The 15,756-nt window shown below is 43.0% G+C and carries 14 protein-coding genes; 4 read left to right on the forward strand and 10 right to left on the reverse strand.

What is annotated here, in order from left to right; genetic code table 11:
- Positions 1-8: 8 nt before the first annotated feature.
- The gene (locus ACXAFV_RS20775; RefSeq protein WP_475129284.1) at positions 9-743 is read right to left on the reverse strand and encodes an MBL fold metallo-hydrolase; all 735 of its coding nucleotides are present in this window, start codon (positions 741-743) and stop codon (positions 9-11) included.
- A gap of 196 nt (positions 744-939) precedes the next feature.
- Between ACXAFV_RS20775 and yhfH the strand changes: the two genes are divergently transcribed.
- Positions 940-1,074 carry a protein YhfH gene (gene yhfH, locus ACXAFV_RS20780; protein WP_175988265.1) on the forward strand — a complete coding sequence of 45 codons (135 nt, stop codon included), beginning with the start codon at positions 940-942 and terminating at the stop codon, positions 1,072-1,074.
- A gap of 146 nt (positions 1,075-1,220) precedes the next feature.
- On the opposite strand, the gene ACXAFV_RS20785 is transcribed toward yhfH, so the two are convergent.
- The 3 genes from ACXAFV_RS20785 to ACXAFV_RS20795 form a co-directional block, all read right to left on the reverse strand.
- Positions 1,221-1,973, reverse strand: a complete 753-nt coding sequence (locus tag ACXAFV_RS20785) for a FixH family protein (protein ID WP_475129286.1) — start codon at positions 1,971-1,973, stop codon at positions 1,221-1,223.
- 142 nt (positions 1,974-2,115) lie between these two features.
- The gene (locus ACXAFV_RS20790) at positions 2,116-4,314 is read right to left on the reverse strand and encodes a YhgE/Pip family protein (RefSeq protein ID WP_475129287.1); all 2,199 of its coding nucleotides are present in this window, start codon (positions 4,312-4,314) and stop codon (positions 2,116-2,118) included.
- A gap of 112 nt (positions 4,315-4,426) precedes the next feature.
- Positions 4,427-5,002 carry a TetR/AcrR family transcriptional regulator gene (locus ACXAFV_RS20795; RefSeq protein ID WP_475129288.1) on the reverse strand — a complete coding sequence of 192 codons (576 nt, stop codon included), beginning with the start codon at positions 5,000-5,002 and terminating at the stop codon, positions 4,427-4,429.
- Positions 5,003-5,245: 243 nt separating this feature from the next.
- On the opposite strand from ACXAFV_RS20795, the gene ACXAFV_RS20800 reads away from it, so the two are divergent.
- Positions 5,246-6,652 (forward strand): LysM peptidoglycan-binding domain-containing protein, encoded by a 1,407-nt coding sequence (locus tag ACXAFV_RS20800; RefSeq protein ID WP_475129290.1) that lies wholly within the window; start codon positions 5,246-5,248, stop codon positions 6,650-6,652.
- A 458-nt stretch (positions 6,653-7,110) separates the two neighbouring features.
- Here ACXAFV_RS20800 and hemY read toward each other — a convergent pair whose 3' ends face one another.
- The 3 genes from hemY to hemE all read right to left on the reverse strand — a co-directional run bounded on the left by hemY (position 7,111) and on the right by hemE (position 10,718).
- On the reverse strand, positions 7,111-8,514 hold the full coding sequence (gene hemY / locus ACXAFV_RS20805) for a protoporphyrinogen oxidase (RefSeq protein ID WP_475129291.1): 1,404 nt from the start codon (positions 8,512-8,514) through the stop codon (positions 7,111-7,113).
- Positions 8,515-8,701: 187 nt separating this feature from the next.
- Complete coding sequence (hemH, locus tag ACXAFV_RS20810) at positions 8,702-9,634, reverse strand: ferrochelatase (protein ID WP_475129293.1); 933 nt, start codon at positions 9,632-9,634, stop codon at positions 8,702-8,704.
- A gap of 52 nt (positions 9,635-9,686) precedes the next feature.
- On the reverse strand, positions 9,687-10,718 hold the full coding sequence (gene hemE / locus ACXAFV_RS20815) for a uroporphyrinogen decarboxylase (RefSeq protein WP_475129294.1): 1,032 nt from the start codon (positions 10,716-10,718) through the stop codon (positions 9,687-9,689).
- Positions 10,719-10,986: 268 nt separating this feature from the next.
- Between hemE and ACXAFV_RS20820 the strand changes: the two genes are divergently transcribed.
- Positions 10,987-11,490, forward strand: coding sequence for an antibiotic biosynthesis monooxygenase family protein (locus ACXAFV_RS20820; RefSeq protein ID WP_475129485.1), 504 nt, complete (start codon positions 10,987-10,989; stop codon positions 11,488-11,490).
- Between the two features lie 81 nt (positions 11,491-11,571).
- Here the strand turns inward: ACXAFV_RS20820 and ACXAFV_RS20825 are convergent, their stop codons facing one another.
- The 3 genes from ACXAFV_RS20825 to liaF are packed head-to-tail and all read right to left on the reverse strand — an operon-like array spanning position 11,572 to position 14,220.
- Positions 11,572-12,198, reverse strand: a complete 627-nt coding sequence (locus tag ACXAFV_RS20825; protein WP_475129486.1) for a response regulator transcription factor — start codon at positions 12,196-12,198, stop codon at positions 11,572-11,574.
- 35 nt (positions 12,199-12,233) lie between these two features.
- Positions 12,234-13,262, reverse strand: coding sequence for a sensor histidine kinase (locus tag ACXAFV_RS20830; RefSeq protein ID WP_475129295.1), 1,029 nt, complete (start codon positions 13,260-13,262; stop codon positions 12,234-12,236).
- 49 nt (positions 13,263-13,311) lie between these two features.
- Positions 13,312-14,220 carry a cell wall-active antibiotics response protein LiaF gene (liaF, locus tag ACXAFV_RS20835; RefSeq protein ID WP_475129297.1) on the reverse strand — a complete coding sequence of 303 codons (909 nt, stop codon included), beginning with the start codon at positions 14,218-14,220 and terminating at the stop codon, positions 13,312-13,314.
- A gap of 131 nt (positions 14,221-14,351) precedes the next feature.
- Here liaF and ACXAFV_RS20840 point away from each other — a divergent pair, with 131 nt between their 5' ends.
- Positions 14,352-15,746 (forward strand): hypothetical protein, encoded by a 1,395-nt coding sequence (locus tag ACXAFV_RS20840; protein WP_475129299.1) that lies wholly within the window; start codon positions 14,352-14,354, stop codon positions 15,744-15,746.
- Positions 15,747-15,756 lie beyond the last annotated feature (10 nt).

The raw sequence follows: 15,756 nt of genomic DNA on the forward strand, positions 1-15,756 counted from the left end.
AAATCCTCCTAAATCGTGATTTCCATCCCCTGTTTGGCGAGCTGAACGTCCCCATTATAGATTGTTTTCGCTTCGGAGACTAATTGTTCCAGGTCCCCAAAATGAGGAAGGTGAGTCAGAATCAGCTTCTTAACCCCTGTTTCGTGAGCAAGTCTCCCAGCATCCAGGCTTGTCATGTGACCAGCCCCCGAAGCGTCCATATCTCCATAGAAATTACACTCACAAAGCAGCAGATCTGTATCCTTTCCAAACGGTACAAAAGTTTCTTTGAAGGCTGAATCAGCTGTGTAAAAAATGGATTTCCCATCCGCTTCAATTCTCATACCGTAGCATGGCACAGGATGTTTGGTCTTCACAAATGTTACCGAGAATGGTCCGATAGTCAATTTGGACTTCTCATTGTACGCATGGGCTTTCATGAATTGTTTATATGTAAGTGATCGGAAACCCTGGGCATCTTCCGCATGGCCATAAACCGGCAATGAACCATTCGATTTCCCTAAGAAATACTGTATTAATAAAGCGTGCTGCAGTACACCGATGTCAGCAATATGATCCGGATGATAATGGGAAATTAGTACGGCATCCAATTCAGTGGGATCAATATATTTTTGTAAATGGGAGAGCACCCCGCTCCCGCAATCCACTAATAATGTAAAGCCATTGTGTTCGAGCAAATACCCTGTGCTGGCTTCGCCTGCCTTCGGATATCCACCCCAATGACCGATGATGGTCAGCTTCATGTTGAACCTCCCCGGCGAATTTTGTCATACAACCCTACTATACTGCATTCTGCCTATTTTTTCATTTTTTCCGCCTAATTTTGAATAAACCATTGACGGGATTCATACTGTTATAATACAATAAAATAAATTAACACACCAGTTATATAACACAAACAAATGACGGGTGAATTAAAAATTACGGAGGGTGATGAACATGGTAAAAAATATTATGGAATTCTTTCGAAATTTGCCGCCTAAGTCTTGTGCACAATGTGGGGAAGTAATTGAAGAGCAGCATGAATGTTACGGTATTTACTGCGAGAAATGTACGACTGACTACGAATACTAAGGATCAATTGGGTTATTGAGAGACGGATGTAGACCTAAGTGTAAAACCTGCCTGAGATGACGTTCTTTGACTTCTTGAGGGTGCTGGCCGCCGGAAATGGATAATAAAAAGGATGCTCCATTAAACTGAGAGCATCCTTTTTACTATTATTTAACTTCTACTGTCTGCATTGTATGTTCGTGGATTTCTTCCCCTTTGGTCACATGGACCTGAACGTTATACATCCCTTTCTCCGGAAAGGCGTAAGAAACATTATACTCACCGTCTTCACCTGCGGCAAGGTCCACCCATTCATGCTTCTCCTGTCCTTCTTTAAAGATTTCCAGACGCACTTCTGCACCACCCAATGCTTTCCCTTCGTTTTCCACATGCACGTTCCATTCAGCTTCTTCATTCGCTTTAATGGAATCAGGCTTCATCAAGTGAATAGAAACAGAACTTTCATGGTGGCCATGGTGGTCATCGCCGCCTTCATCTCCATGTCCATCTTCATGAGCTTCACCGATCGTTATTTCAGTCTTCGGCATGGTATGCATATCGCGGGCCGTCACATGGACCTGCACCGAATACATACCGTCTTCATCAAATGTTTTTTCAGCTATATACTCGCCGTCCTTGTCATGCCTTGCCTTGATCATTTCACTTTCTTCTTTATGACCATTTTTCCATATCTCATATTTCACTTCATCTGCATCTTCCACATTCTCATCACCTTGCATAACTTTCGTGGAAAGAGTAATGGCTTCTCCTTTGTCACCTTTTTCAGGAACATCCAGCTTTGCCGCAATGGGTTCCATATTGTTCTCATCCCCGGATGATTCCCCCGCATTTGAGTCTCCGCAAGCAGAAGCAAATAATGCCAGTACACTCATAAATAAGAATAGCAGTGTCTTCTTCATCATAACTCTCCTTTGATAAACAACATTATGCTTAATAACCATTTTGAACTTCCCACCACAAAGTATACACCTTGATACTCAACAATGGTTTGTCTATTTTATGAATGTAATAAGGAGATGCCGGAGCATCTCCATTTGCATATTAAGCTTCGGCTGTTTTTGTAAATTGTTTCTTGAATAATCCAATAAAGAAAATTGAAGTAAGGACAATGAAGACAAGGAAATACCCCAGCAAGATCATGAGGTTCTGCCACATGAAACCAAAATCGCCGCTTGAGACGACTGCTTTGAAAGCTGATACTGAGTATGTCATCGGAAGCAACGCACTGATTGGCTGTAGTGCACTTGGAATCAACTCCAATGGGAATGTTCCGGCACTTGTCGTCAATTGCAGGATCAAGATGATGATCGCAACAAATCGTCCAGGATCGCCCAAGATCGTCACAAGCATTTGAATCAATGCAAGGAACGTAAGGCTTGTGATGATAGTGGAAAGAAGGAACAATGGTACACTCTCCACTTCAAGACCTAATCCAAACAGTAAGATTGCTGCCGCAATCAGGGATTGGATGATCCCCACTGTCGTAAGAACCGTGAATTTACCCAAGAACCAGCTCATTCCGCTGGACGGACGATCAGCAGGCTCTTTCAATGGAAATACAATCGAAATCAATAGTGCGCCCACAAACAGCCCAAGGGATAAGAAGTACGGAGCAAAACCAGTTCCGTAGTTCGGCACATGATTGATTTTTTCATTTTTCACATCAACGGGTCCCGCCATCATATCATACGTATCTCCATTAGGATGGACACTGCCGGCTTCCTTGGCTGCGTCTCTTAATTTCTCTTCGTACTCGGTGGTTCCTTCTGATAGCTTCGTCGTTCCTTCTGCTAATTCTTTCGAGCCATTTGCAAGCTTTTTAGAGCCATCTGTTAATTGGTTCGAACCATCATACACTTTATTTAGACCTGAGCTTAATTCGCTTGCACCAGATGCAACGCTAATCGTTCCTTGATGGACTTCCCCCATTTTTTGAGTTAACAGGCCAACGTTCTTCACCATTTCACCCTGACCCGCCTGAAGCTGGTTGGAGCCTTGGTAAAGCTGAGCCGACCCATCAACTAATTGGTTGACTCCCCCTAGAAGCTTTCTCTGACCTTCATTTAATTGTCCGATGCCTCCTGCAAGACTGCCGGCACCTTTTTGCAGCTCAGATGCACCGCTGCTAAGAGACCCTGTGCCTGTCTCCAAACCTGTGGCACCATGTTTAATCTGATTAATAGCAGCCTGTAAATGAGCCTGTTTCTCCTCTGGAAGGCTGGCCATGAATGGAGCCAATTGTTTTTCGAGTTCATCGGCTCCTGCCCCTATCGCTTGAGCACCAGCTTCTGCACGATCCGCTCCTGCCTGGAGCTCCCCTATTTTTTCGGTCAGGGTTTGAGAACCAGCATATAATTTTGCTGTATTGTCGATTGCGCTATTCAGTCCTGCATCGACTTCTTCGAGACCTGCCTTGCTCTTATCGATCCCGCTTGCAAGAGCATCAATCCCTGATTGAATTTCCTGCGTTCCTTTATACAATTGCTGAGTTTTATCCGATATGACTCCGACACCGTCTGATAATTCTTTCGCTCCCTTGGAAAGTTCAGCAGCACCTGCCTTCGTTCTTGCGACGCCGTCAGTCATTTCAACATTCTTTTCAGCCAGAACAGTTAAATTATCCTTTAATGTTTGTGCACCTTTGGACAAGTCTATGGCTCCATTGTTGATTTCCCCTGCCTTATCACTCGCTGTCTGGAAGCCGTCACCCATTTCCTGGATTTTGCCAAACATCGTTTCCGCATAGGTTTCGGACACAGATTTTGAAAGAGTGGCTTTGATTTCTTTCATCGCTGTATCACCGATTTGAGCAGACAAGAAGTTAAAGCTTTCATTCGGTACATACTTCAAGGAGAGTTTTTTCGGATGATCATCCAGAAGCGTGGTACCATTTTCAGAGAAATCCTCGGGAATTTCTACAAGCATATAATAGTCCTGTTTTTCCAGATTCCTGTAACCTTCTTCTTTATCTACAAAATGAAAGTCAAATTGGCCGCTATCCTTCAGTTTCTCAACGAGATCTGATCCGATATGAAGTTCCTCCCCATTAAACTCTGCACCGAGGTCACTGTTTACAACCGCCACGGGTAAATCATTCAGCTGTTCATACGGATCCCAAAACGCCCAAAGAAACATACCACTGTATAAGACAGGGATGAATAGTACAGCGAGAATGGGTATAAGCAGTTTCTTGTTGCGAAAAATCGCTTTAAATTCAGAACTTGTTAATGAATTCTTCATATTTTCCTCCTATAAATAGAATGATTGACTAATTATCTCAAATAGTCATTTCGGCACAAAAAAATAATTGACCGTTTTATTCGATTGGTCATTTTTGATCAAAAATAAAGGACTATCCTGCAGATAACCCTTTTATTAGATACAGTTCAAACAGATTGGAAATTTCGTCTTTATCGAGTGGCCCATGCGCCCGTTCCCAATCGAAGATCAATGAGACGTATAACTTCAACATAATAAATGCGGTCATTTCTGGATTGCATGGCTTAATCGCTCCTGAGGCAATCGCTTTTTCAATTCGATGACTCACAAACTCGATGACCGCTTTCTCCATTCGATCAATCACTTCTGATACTGCTGGTGTTCCGATTTCCCTTGCTTCCTGATACAGCTTAATCGTCAGCTTATGCTCTTTACGGAACTCAAGCAGGCGAAACAGTGCACGATGAACATTCTCCGAAAAGGACTCTTGAGGGTCAATCACTTCCTCTGCTTCCTTATTCATTTCATTGATTAATGATGTGACAATCTCATCAAATAATTCTTCTTTATTTTTGAAGAACGTATAAATCGTGCCTTTACCAACATTTGCAAGCTTAGCAACCTGATCCATGGTTGTTGCTTTATAACCGAATAAAGAAAATGACTTGGAAGCTGCCTCTACTATTTGTTGTTTCCGGTTAACTGCCATTCGCTCACCTCTTTTTGACTATATGACCAAAATCGAATTTCAGTCATTAATACATGAATAAATCTATCACACCTATTCGAAATACACAACTCTTTTATTATGTACATATTGTCTCTTTGTAATTGACCGCTTAAACACCGCTGTTGATTTCTGTGCAAACCACAAAGTTTGCGAAAAGAGCCTACATAATAAATAAGCCCTCAAGAATAAGCTATATAGAACACTCAGGCTAGGAGGTGCCACATGAATATCTATGTTGTAAAAAGCGGTGATACGCTTTGGTCCATTTCCCGGCAATTCAACGTTGACATGGCCCAGATTTCCTATGGCAATCAATTGAAAAATGTAAACATTCTTATTATCGGACAAAGTCTCATCATCCCCGAACCCCTTAAAGAATATATCGTACAGCCGGGCGATACTTTAAATAAAATCAGTCAGAAATTCAACATCGGTCTTCAGGAACTGATCGACTTCAACCAAATATCAAATCCTTCGCAGCTTTACATCGGACAGCTGATCGTCCTTCCATTCTTCATCCATACAGTCAAATCCGGGGACACTCTCTATACCATTTCCTACAACTATAAAGTTGGTTTGCAGGACATTTTAGATGCAAATCAAATCCCAAACCCTTCACTTATCTATCCCGACCAAAAAATCCGGATCCCCAATAAGAAGAAATCAACTGAAATCAATGCATATATTACGCAAACCGGCAGCGAAGGGGTCGGTGAGGTAAGGGGATTAGGAAATTACTTTACGTATCTGACTCCGTTCACTTATTCCATTAAAGAAGATGGGACCCTCTCTGCTTTAAATGACGAGGGGTTGATATCCGCCGCTTATGACACAAGTGTTGATCCACTGCTTGTATTGACGAATTATTCCGGTACAATGTTTGACTCGGATTTAGCTGCTGCTATTCTCCGTAACGAAACACTTCAGGCCACTCTTATTTCAAATCTGATGAAAACAATGGAAACTAAAGGATATAAGGGTGTTAATTTTGACTTTGAATACGTCTATCCCGAAGACCGCGAAAATTATAATCGCTTCCTTCGAAAGGTTACAGCGGCACTTAAACCGAAAGGATATTCAGTATCGACTGCGCTGGCTCCTAAAATCAAGGAAGATCAAAAAGGACTGTTATATGAAGCCCATGATTATAAAGCTCACGGGGAAATCGTTGACTTTGTCGTGATCATGACCTACGAGTGGGGGTGGGCAGGCGGGAAGCCTTGGGCGATTGCTCCCATCAATGAAGTAAAAAAAGTATTGGATTACGCCGTTACTGTTATTCCCCGGAATAAAATCCTCATGGGTGTGCCTTTATATGGCCGGGATTGGAAGGTCCCGTGGGTAGATGGAACATTCGCCAAGACCGTATCGCCGCTTGCTGCAGTTGATTTAGCAGGTAAATACGGTGTACGGATTCAGTATGACACAGAATATCAGGCACCCTTTTTTAAATATTGGGATGAAACGGGGCAGCAGCACGAAGTTTGGTTTGAAGATGCCAGGAGCATAGCAGCCAAGCATAACACATTGGATGAATATAAACTGAGAGGGATGAGTTATTGGGTACTCGGAAGTGCATTTCCCCAAAACTGGGTGATGCAGCATGCGAGGTATAGAGTTGTGAAGTAGATGTGGTTTACAACGAAGAGGCTGGGACAAAACTATAAAACCTCCTTATAAAGACAAAGAATTTCAGAGTAGTCTCTTAATACCGCTAATGATTTCCGTGCAAGACTTCGCTTTCCGCGGGTAGCCCGTGAGCCTCCTCGGCAAGCCTGCGGGTAGAAAAGCGGAGAGGCTTCGCTCAGAGGCGGGTGGCATAAGGTGAATCGGGCACGAAGGCGCTCTTTGCCTTCTTGGCCGGTTTGACTTATGACATGTGCCTCTAAGCCCCGTCGCTGGACAGGTCTCACATAAGCTACTCTTCCCGTATGAGTCTTCGTCTTGCACTCCAATCAACCGCTAGAAAGAGATAAATCTAATTGTTCATTTGAACAAATAAAAACCCGAACTAATTTGCCTTTTAGAACGCAAATTAGTTTGGGTTTTACTTGGTCTAAAATACTTCTGTCCCATTCTCTTCATATTTATTGCATATAATTGACTACTTTCCGAACCACTTTTTCACTTTGCTCAATACACTCAGGAATGCCCAGTCCTTCAAATGAACTGCCGGCGATGAAGACCCCGGGTAACCTTTCTGCCATGTGTTGATAAAGTGCTTTCGTCCGCTCTTTATGACCAACAGTGTACTGAGGCATTGAATCCTTGTAACGGGTGACGACTGTAAATTCAGGCTTCCCTTCTAAATCCACGATTTTCTCCAAGTCTTCGAGCACGATTTGCTCTATTTGATCATCTGATAAATCCACAATGGTTTCATCCCCTGATTTCCCAAGGTAACAACGCAGCAAGACCTTTCCATCAGGTGCGCTGTGCGGCCATTTTTTATGCGTCCAAGTGCAGGCTGTGATTGAATAGTCACTATTTCTCGACACAATAAATTCGTTGCCCTCCACATTCTTTCTAAGCGCTGACTGGTCAAAGCCCATTGCGACAGTCGCTACTGAAGTTGCCGGCATTTCCTTTAGATAATCCATGAATGAATAGGAAGGAAACATGGATTGCAAGGAATGGTGTGGCGTGGTGACCACTACACTGTCCGCTTCCAGTACATGCCCGTTTGTAAACTCAACCGTGTAGCCTTTATTTGCTTCTTTGTGAATCTGAGAAACCTTCATCCCTTTATAAATCGTTTGAGGTTGAAGCGCGTTTTCCACTCCGTCGACGAGTGATTGAAGACCCCTTGAAAAGGTCATGAACCTTCCGTTCTTCTGTACTTTTTCGGTCTGGGAGGCAGCTTTTTTGATACCGGCAATCAGACTTCGGTGCTTTTGTTCAATCTGGTGCAGTTCAGGAAATGTAGACATGAGACTTAATTGATCGATGTCCCCGGCATAGATACCAGTCAGCAATGGCTCGATTAGATTATCGACTACTTCATTCCCCATTCGTCTTCTGAAAAATCTGCCGAGTGATTGATCATCAGTCACCGGGGAGCGCGGAAGGATAAAGTCAGCGGCAGCTCTCATTTTTCCAGTGATAGAAAATAGATTCGTGGTGATGAATGGGGCGATTTGGGTCGGAATACCAATGATGGAACCTCCGGGCATAGGGTAAAGTTCCCCTCCGGCAATAACAAATGATTTCCCCCAAGTGCTGCTGACAAGCGTATCCTGGAGCCCAATTTCTTTTGCCAGAGTAATCGGGCTTGTGTTACGCGGGACAAATGAATCAGGACCTCTTTCTATGACATAACCGTCTTTGATTAGTGTTTGAATTTTGCCGCCTAATCGGTGGGAGGCCTCTACTAATTTCAGTTCGATGGGAAGGTTTTTTTCCTTGATTTCTTTTTGCAAATAATAAGCGGTTGCCAGACCAGTAATTCCTCCGCCAATGACCACAACCTTTTTCAATTGTTGTCCCCTCATAAACATCGCCTTCTTTATCTAATTATTAATCTCTAATGATCTTTATCTGGAGTTTGCTCATTATTCAGAAAACAAAACGTGCAGTAGTGCGCGCTTCCTTATCAATAAATAGAAGGACTGAGCTCCTGAGAATGAACTCATCAGCTGCAGTCCTTCACATCCTCGTCATTTCGGTACGAGAGATGACTTACTTATTCATGTGTTTTAAAATGACATCCGCCATTGCTTCAATGAACTCAGGTTTTGCGTTCGGCATCTCAGGTCGATAGTAGCTTGCACCTATCTCATCGGTTACCACTTTACATTCATAGTCATTATCATACAATACCTCTAAATGATCGGCAACGAAACCTACTGGAGTGTATACAAATGTTTTGTACCCTTTCTCCTTATGAAGGTCTCGCGTCAAATCCTGTACGTCAGGACCCAGCCAAGGATCTGGGGTATTCCCTTCACTTTGCCAACCAACGGCATAGTTGTCCACGCCGGCACCTTCAGCTATCATTTTCGCCGTCTCCTCCAGCTGCAGCGGATACGGATCTCCAGACTGAAGGATGCGTTCCGGCAGGCTGTGCGCAGATACAATCAGGACAGCACTCTGACGTTCTTCATCGTTCATACTCTTGAACGTCTCTTTAACTTTTTCTACCCAATAACGGATGAATTTTGGCTCATCATACCAGCTCTCAACTGATGTAATGGAAGGACCGCCCAATTTCTCTGCAGTTTCTTTTGCTCTACCATTATACGATTTAACACTGAATGTGGAAAAATGGGGAGCAAGGACAATGGATACAGCTTCCTTGATGCCGTCTTTATGCATCTGTTCCACTGCATCTTCGACAAATGGTTCAATATGCTTCAAGCCGAGGTACATGTTAAATTCGATCTCATCCTGCATGGAATTTAAATGTTCCTCAAGGCTCTTTGCCTGATCCATCGTAATCTTGGCAAGCGGCGAGATGCCGCCGATCGCCTCATATCTTCCACGCAGGTCTTCAAGCATTTCTTCAGAAGGTGTTCTTCCATGACGGATATGAGTATAATAGCGTTCAATATCTTCTTCTTTATATGGAGTTCCGTAGGCCATAACCAACAGACCCATCTTCTTTTTTGCCATTTGTTTTCACCTCATGTTTAGTGTCTGATCCATCTATTGTTACAGGGATGCATTATCTCGCACTGTATTCTTGTACAAAAGCCGTCAAACGTTTCAGGGTGTCTGGATTGACGGATGGGAATACCCCATGTCCCAAGTTAAAAATGTAGCCAGGCAGTTCCATTCCCTGATCCAATATGGCTTTGGCTCTTTCTTCGATTACTTCCCAAGGGGCAAGCAGGATGGCCGGGTCAAGATTCCCTTGAACCGTTTTTGAAATGCCCATCTCACGCGCTTCTCTAATCGGCAGACGCCAGTCTAGTCCTACTACATTGAGGGGAAGGTCATGCCACTCTTTTGCCAAATGACTGGCTCCCACACCAAACATGATTAAAGGAACATTCTCTTCTTTTAAAGCAGTGAAGATCTTTTCCATGATCGGTTTGATGAATGTTCTGTAATCCTGTACATTTAATGCACCTACCCAGGAATCAAAGATTTGGAAAGCTGATGCCCCAGCTTTGATTTGGGCTTTTCCGTACGTAATTGTCATATCGGCAAGCTTGTCCATTAGAGCGAACCATGCTTTTGGCTCAGAGTACATGAATGCTTTAGTTTTATTGTAGTTCTTGGAAGGACCGCCTTCAATCATGTAGCTTGCCATCGTAAATGGTGCTCCTGCAAATCCGATCAGCGGCACAGATAGTTGTTCCTGTGTAAGAAGTTTGATTGTATCCAGAACATAAGGAACATCACTTTCAGGATCTATTTGCCCAAGTCTCTCAACATCTGCTGCAGAACGGATCGGGTTGTCGATGACAGGACCGATTCCCGACTTGATTTCTACATCCACCCCGATTGCTGGAAGCGGTGACATGATATCTTTATATAGAATCGCAGCATCCACATCATATTGTTCTACCGGAAGTCTCGTCACATACGCACAAAGCTCAGGCTGATGCGTAATTTCGAATAAGGAATATTTTTCCTTTATCTTTCTATATTCAGGCTGTGAACGGCCAGCCTGTCTCATATACCATACCGGTGTATAGTCTGTTTTTTCACCTTTTGCTGCTTTTAAAAATGTGTCATTTATCTGTTTCATACCTGTCGGCCACCTTTCGAAAATCCATTGATTCTATTGTATAATAAATGAAGTAAATTCTAAAATTGTTTAACCGTACAACTGTAACCCTTATAAACTATAGACTTTTATAATTAAAATGTATAGTTATCAACAGAAAATGTCATAAATTTGCCGATTTTAAACAGGAATGCTGGCAGGCCGGGCCGAAAAATCATGGAAATCAGGTTACAGATTGATGAGAATAGGGAAGATTAATAGGGAGACTACTTTTACGAGGTGAATGATGATGAATATGTATATGACGACAGGAACTCATGAATTTTTAAGTAAGATTTTAAAGAAGCATCCGGATAAAAATATGATTCTTATGCAGGAATCAGATGCCCTTCTTGTTCATGAATCAGATGGGGAGAGCGTATTCGAATCCCCCAGAAGATATGAGGTTGTCGACCAATCGGGCTCGTTAGAAAAGAGAGGGTATGCCGTTTTCAATAACATCCCTGTTACCGACGAAGGGCGCCCCATATTCGAATACCGGTTCAAAAATCGTGCAGGACTGATTGAAGAAGTTCCAGGCTTTATCGCCATTCGTGTGCTTCGCCCGTTGGAGAGCGATACATATGTGATCATGACGCTTTGGGAAGATCGCAAAAGCTTCTTAGGCTGGCAGGAATCCAAGCAATATCAGAAAGCTCATGAAAAAAGGGGAACAGAAGAAGGAATCGATGCCAAAAAAGATATCTTTTCGGGGGCATCTTATGTAACAGAGTACCAGGTTACTGAAGATTGAACTCCTGATGTATCATATCCTTCAACACGTAAGGCCTATTTTAAAAGGCTGGCAGGAATTCCTGTCAGCCTTTTAGCGTTGTCAATCATTTTTATATAAGATTCCATTCCTATTTGCATAAATCGCCGCCTGCGTCCGGTCGGCTACTCCCAGTTTGCTTAAGATATTGCTTACATGCGTTTTCACCGTTTTTACCCCTATGTATAAGACACCGGAAATTTCCTGATTGGTCATTCCTTCCCCGAGACACCTCAAGACTTCAAATTCCCTCGTTGTTAAATCTTCATGGGGCTTTCTTTCTTGCGGTCTGAATCTTGTCATCATTTTATCTGCGACTTTGGAAGCAATGACGGATTCTCCTTTTGCCGCTTTATAAATAGCAGAAGTGACTTCTTCGGCACTTGCTGTTTTCAGCAGATAGCTATGGGCACCCGCTTCTATCGCCGGAAAAACTTTTTCATCATCATAATAGCTTGTAAGAATTATGATTTTACAGCTGCCATGATAGGATAATATTTTTTCAGTTGCTTCAATTCCGTTGCCGTCTTCCATCAATAGATCCATCAAAATAACATCCGGTTTATAGATCTTGGCAAGCTGCACAGCTTCATTACCGCTCTTTGCTTCCCCAAGAAACTCGATTCGATCTTCAGTGAGCAGATAGGTTTTGATTCCTAGCCTGACCATCTCATGATCGTCGACAATCATCACTTTCACTTTCTCCACAATGCTCTCCCCCTTATTCAGACCGGAATTCTCAAATCGATATACGTCCCTTCTTTATCTTTGGAACGGATTTGAAAGTATCCGCCGATTTCTTCAGCCCGTTCCCTCATCGTTTGAAGTCCATAAGACGTCATCTTGCTTTCTCTTAAATTGAACCCTATCCCGTTATCACTTATATATAAGGTAATGAATCCATCTTTTTTCTCAGTCATGATCTTCACTTTTGTTGCTTCTGAATGACGCAGGATGTTTGAAAGACTTTCTTGGATGATTCTGAACAAATGTGTTTCCGTCCCTTTTGAAAGATTCTCTATTCCATCAAGGCTTGCTTCAATTTCAAGCTGTGTCTTCTCCTTTAATTCGTGAATGAGAATCGTCAATGCTTCACAAAGACTCTCGCCTTTTAAGTCTATGGGTCTTAAATGAAGAAGCAGTGCCCTCATTTCTCCCTGAGCCTTAGCAGCTATTTCCGCCACCTGTACCATGATCCCTTCTGCTTTATCAGGATGATTGCCCATGCTTTTAAGCGCTGCAGAAGACAGCATATTCAATGCAAACAACTGCTGACTCACTGAATCATGCAGATCCCTGGCCAGTCTCTGGCGCTCCTCCATGACAGCAGCTCCGTGAGCCCGCTCAGCAAGTTCTGATTTCTCGTCAGCCAAACGCTGTAAAGACTTCACCTGTTCTTGAATGTATCTTGCAAGCTGGTTTAATTCATCTGCCAGCATTCCGAGCTCGTCATGCTCATGCCAATCGACCCTTGCAGAAAACTTCCCGCTTCTCAGCAGAGTCACAAAAGTGGAAATATCGTCAATACGCCCTTTGAATGTATAGCTTGTCCGGAATCCAAAATATACACTTAATACCATAAGGATCAGAAACAGTGTAAGTATCAGGTATATGGAAAGACCAAGCGAAACACCCTCATTCTCTGAGATAAACAAATAGATTTGAAGAATGACGAAGGAGATCAGGGTCGCCATGATCGCCATCATAAAAAAGCTTTTAAAAATCAAATTCCTGATGGTAGAAGAATGATCCAATCCTTTCCCTCCTTCCTAAAGTTGGTGACCACCTCATATATTCTTGCTTTTATACTTCACTGACCCTGATCGAAGCTACTTTTACGTTTATTAAAAGTTTTATTTTTCTGCTTGATTCCACATATCCAGGTGACTGGTAGTAGAAATCAGACCTGATTTCAGCGGATTTTTGATCAAATAATTTCACTTCCCCGACTTTGACATTGATTGTAATGTCCACCGGAATATTTTCAGGAATGATCACTTTTACATCACCGACCCATCCCTTTATTTCTATAGGGGTCTCACCTTCGGGAATAAACGCTTTACTGAAATCAAAATAATAGTCTCCCACGACATTTTGAAGCTTCATAGGTTCCACCGGCCAATTGGGTTCTGAAAACTTGATTTCCCCTATAATGAAATTTTTATTAACCTTGTTCTTTTTTTGCTTTCCCTCATGCTTCCTATCAGCCTGGAATCCCACAGTTGATTTCTTTTCATGGGGGGAATCATTTGTAAAAGTCACTTTTATCGATTTGTTAAATGCTACTCTGTAAATGGCAATCGATATTATCAAGATCGGCCACAGCTTCCACCAGCTCCCATAATCGAAGTCCACTTTATTCCATTTATCGAGAATGAGGAGTGACCCAAAAACAAGGGTGAACAGACCGAAAAATAATTTACCGAAGCTTTTGCCCACGAAACTGTCTACCACCCATTTCAAACCGATTAACATCAACAAAATAGGGATTATATTGACAAAAACTCGCTTTATTTCCAAGGAAATGACACCGATATTTAACAATAACAGCCATACACCGGCCATTAATAATAGTAACGAGAAGAACCATTGCTTCCTTCCTCTGTGCCTCACTGCTACACCACCTTCACTTCTATTCATTTCTATAAAAGGTTCAAAATTCCTGTGCCTGGATTCATTATAAATGGAATTTTTCAGCAGGATGAGCAGCATACGCCTGATTCTCCCTCCGCCTCCAGACCGATAAAAGTCGTTTCACACCTTCCTCCGAATTTCATAATCTATAGTACAGATTAGGGCGAATACCCAATTTGAGAAAGGATATAGGTGAAGGGGGAATTCTTTTGGGGATCGATTTATCGGCTCTTCATTGGATCTACTTGGTTTTTATTGGATTGATTATCCTATTTATGATCTTCAGAAAAGATACAACCATTGTATGTATACTTGGAATCTTCAGTATCGCTCTCACAGCGACAGGTTCCATCAGTGGATCAATAAGCTCGGTGTTTAACAGTTTTATCTTTGCCATCACTGAATTACTGTCGACAATCCTTGTCATTTCGATCATCGTTGCCATGAGCAAAGGCCTGACGACGACAGGGATCAATGATGTCATGATTCGTCCGTTTACAAAGTTTATTCGGACCCCGTCTCTTGCATATTGGACAATCGGGATTGTCATGATGTTGATATCATGGTTTTTCTGGCCTTCCCCAGCAGTGGCACTTCTTGGGGCTGTCCTTGTACCTGTTGCACTGAGGGTCGGACTTCCTGCACTCGGAATCGCAATGGCAATGAACTTATTCGGACACGGGATTGCACTTTCAGGTGATTTCGTCATTCAAGCTGCTCCCAAGCTGACAGCAGATGCTGCTGGAATTCCTGTGGGGGATGTAATTGCAGCAAGTGTGCCGCTGGTGATTATCATGGGGCTGGTCACTACAATCGTAGCTTTCATTTTCATCAAGCGCGATATGAAAAGGGGGATATTAACTGTTGATCAATCATCATTCTTTGATGAAGGTTCTTCAGGTGAAGATCATGACCTGCTATCGGGCAACTGGAAAAAGCTGATTGCCCTTCTTATACCGGTATTATTCGCCCTGAATATTGCGGCAATGGTGTCATTCGATCTTCAGGGCGGTGATGCGACAGCCCTTATCGGAGGAACCTCCATTTTCATATTGCTGATTATTTCCCTTACTGCCTACAAAGGAAAAGGCTTGGAACGTTCAACCAGTTTCCTTATCGAAGGCTTTCAATTTGGATTTAAAGTATTCGGACCGGTCATCCCGATCGCTGCTTTCTTCTATCTTGGTGACGCAGGGTTTCAAACCATCATAGGTGATTTCCTGCCGAAAACATCACAAGGAATCGTAAATGATCTCGGTGCATCCCTTGCTGCCGTCGTTCCTCTTTCTAAAGCTGTCGGTGCGGTTACTTTAACGATTGTCGGGGCCATCACTGGTCTTGACGGATCCGGGTTCTCAGGCATTTCACTTGCAGGTTCTGTCGCAAACTTGTTTGCAGAAAGCATAGGAACCGGTGTTGCGACCCTCACAGCCCTGGGGCAGATTGCAGCCATATGGGTAGGAGGCGGAACCCTTGTACCCTGGGCCATCATCCCTGTAGCTGCCATCTGTAACGTAGACCCATTCGAACTTGCCAGAAGGAACATGCTCCCGGTCATCATCGGTCTTACCGTCACAACCATCGCCGCCATATTCCTCATCTAAATAAAGGTCC

It is taken from the genome of Rossellomorea sp. ABR4_012 (assembly GCF_056159545.1).

Coding starts and splice junctions, on each gene's coding strand:
- ACXAFV_RS20775 (WP_475129284.1), bottom strand. CDS start 743: ATGAAGCTGACCATCATCGGTCATTGGGGTGGATATCCGAAGGCAGGC.
- yhfH (WP_175988265.1), top strand. CDS start 940: ATGGTAAAAAATATTATGGAATTCTTTCGAAATTTGCCGCCTAAGTCT.
- ACXAFV_RS20785 (WP_475129286.1), bottom strand. CDS start 1,973: ATGAAGAAGACACTGCTATTCTTATTTATGAGTGTACTGGCATTATTT.
- ACXAFV_RS20790 (WP_475129287.1), bottom strand. CDS start 4,314: ATGAAGAATTCATTAACAAGTTCTGAATTTAAAGCGATTTTTCGCAAC.
- ACXAFV_RS20795 (WP_475129288.1), bottom strand. CDS start 5,002: ATGGCAGTTAACCGGAAACAACAAATAGTAGAGGCAGCTTCCAAGTCA.
- ACXAFV_RS20800 (WP_475129290.1), top strand. CDS start 5,246: ATGAATATCTATGTTGTAAAAAGCGGTGATACGCTTTGGTCCATTTCC.
- hemY (WP_475129291.1), bottom strand. CDS start 8,514: ATGAGGGGACAACAATTGAAAAAGGTTGTGGTCATTGGCGGAGGAATT.
- hemH (WP_475129293.1), bottom strand. CDS start 9,634: ATGGCAAAAAAGAAGATGGGTCTGTTGGTTATGGCCTACGGAACTCCA.
- hemE (WP_475129294.1), bottom strand. CDS start 10,718: ATGAAACAGATAAATGACACATTTTTAAAAGCAGCAAAAGGTGAAAAA.
- ACXAFV_RS20820 (WP_475129485.1), top strand. CDS start 10,987: ATGAATATGTATATGACGACAGGAACTCATGAATTTTTAAGTAAGATT.
- ACXAFV_RS20825 (WP_475129486.1), bottom strand. CDS start 12,198: ATGATTGTCGACGATCATGAGATGGTCAGGCTAGGAATCAAAACCTAT.
- liaF (WP_475129297.1), bottom strand. CDS start 14,220: ATGCTGCTCATCCTGCTGAAAAATTCCATTTATAATGAATCCAGGCAC.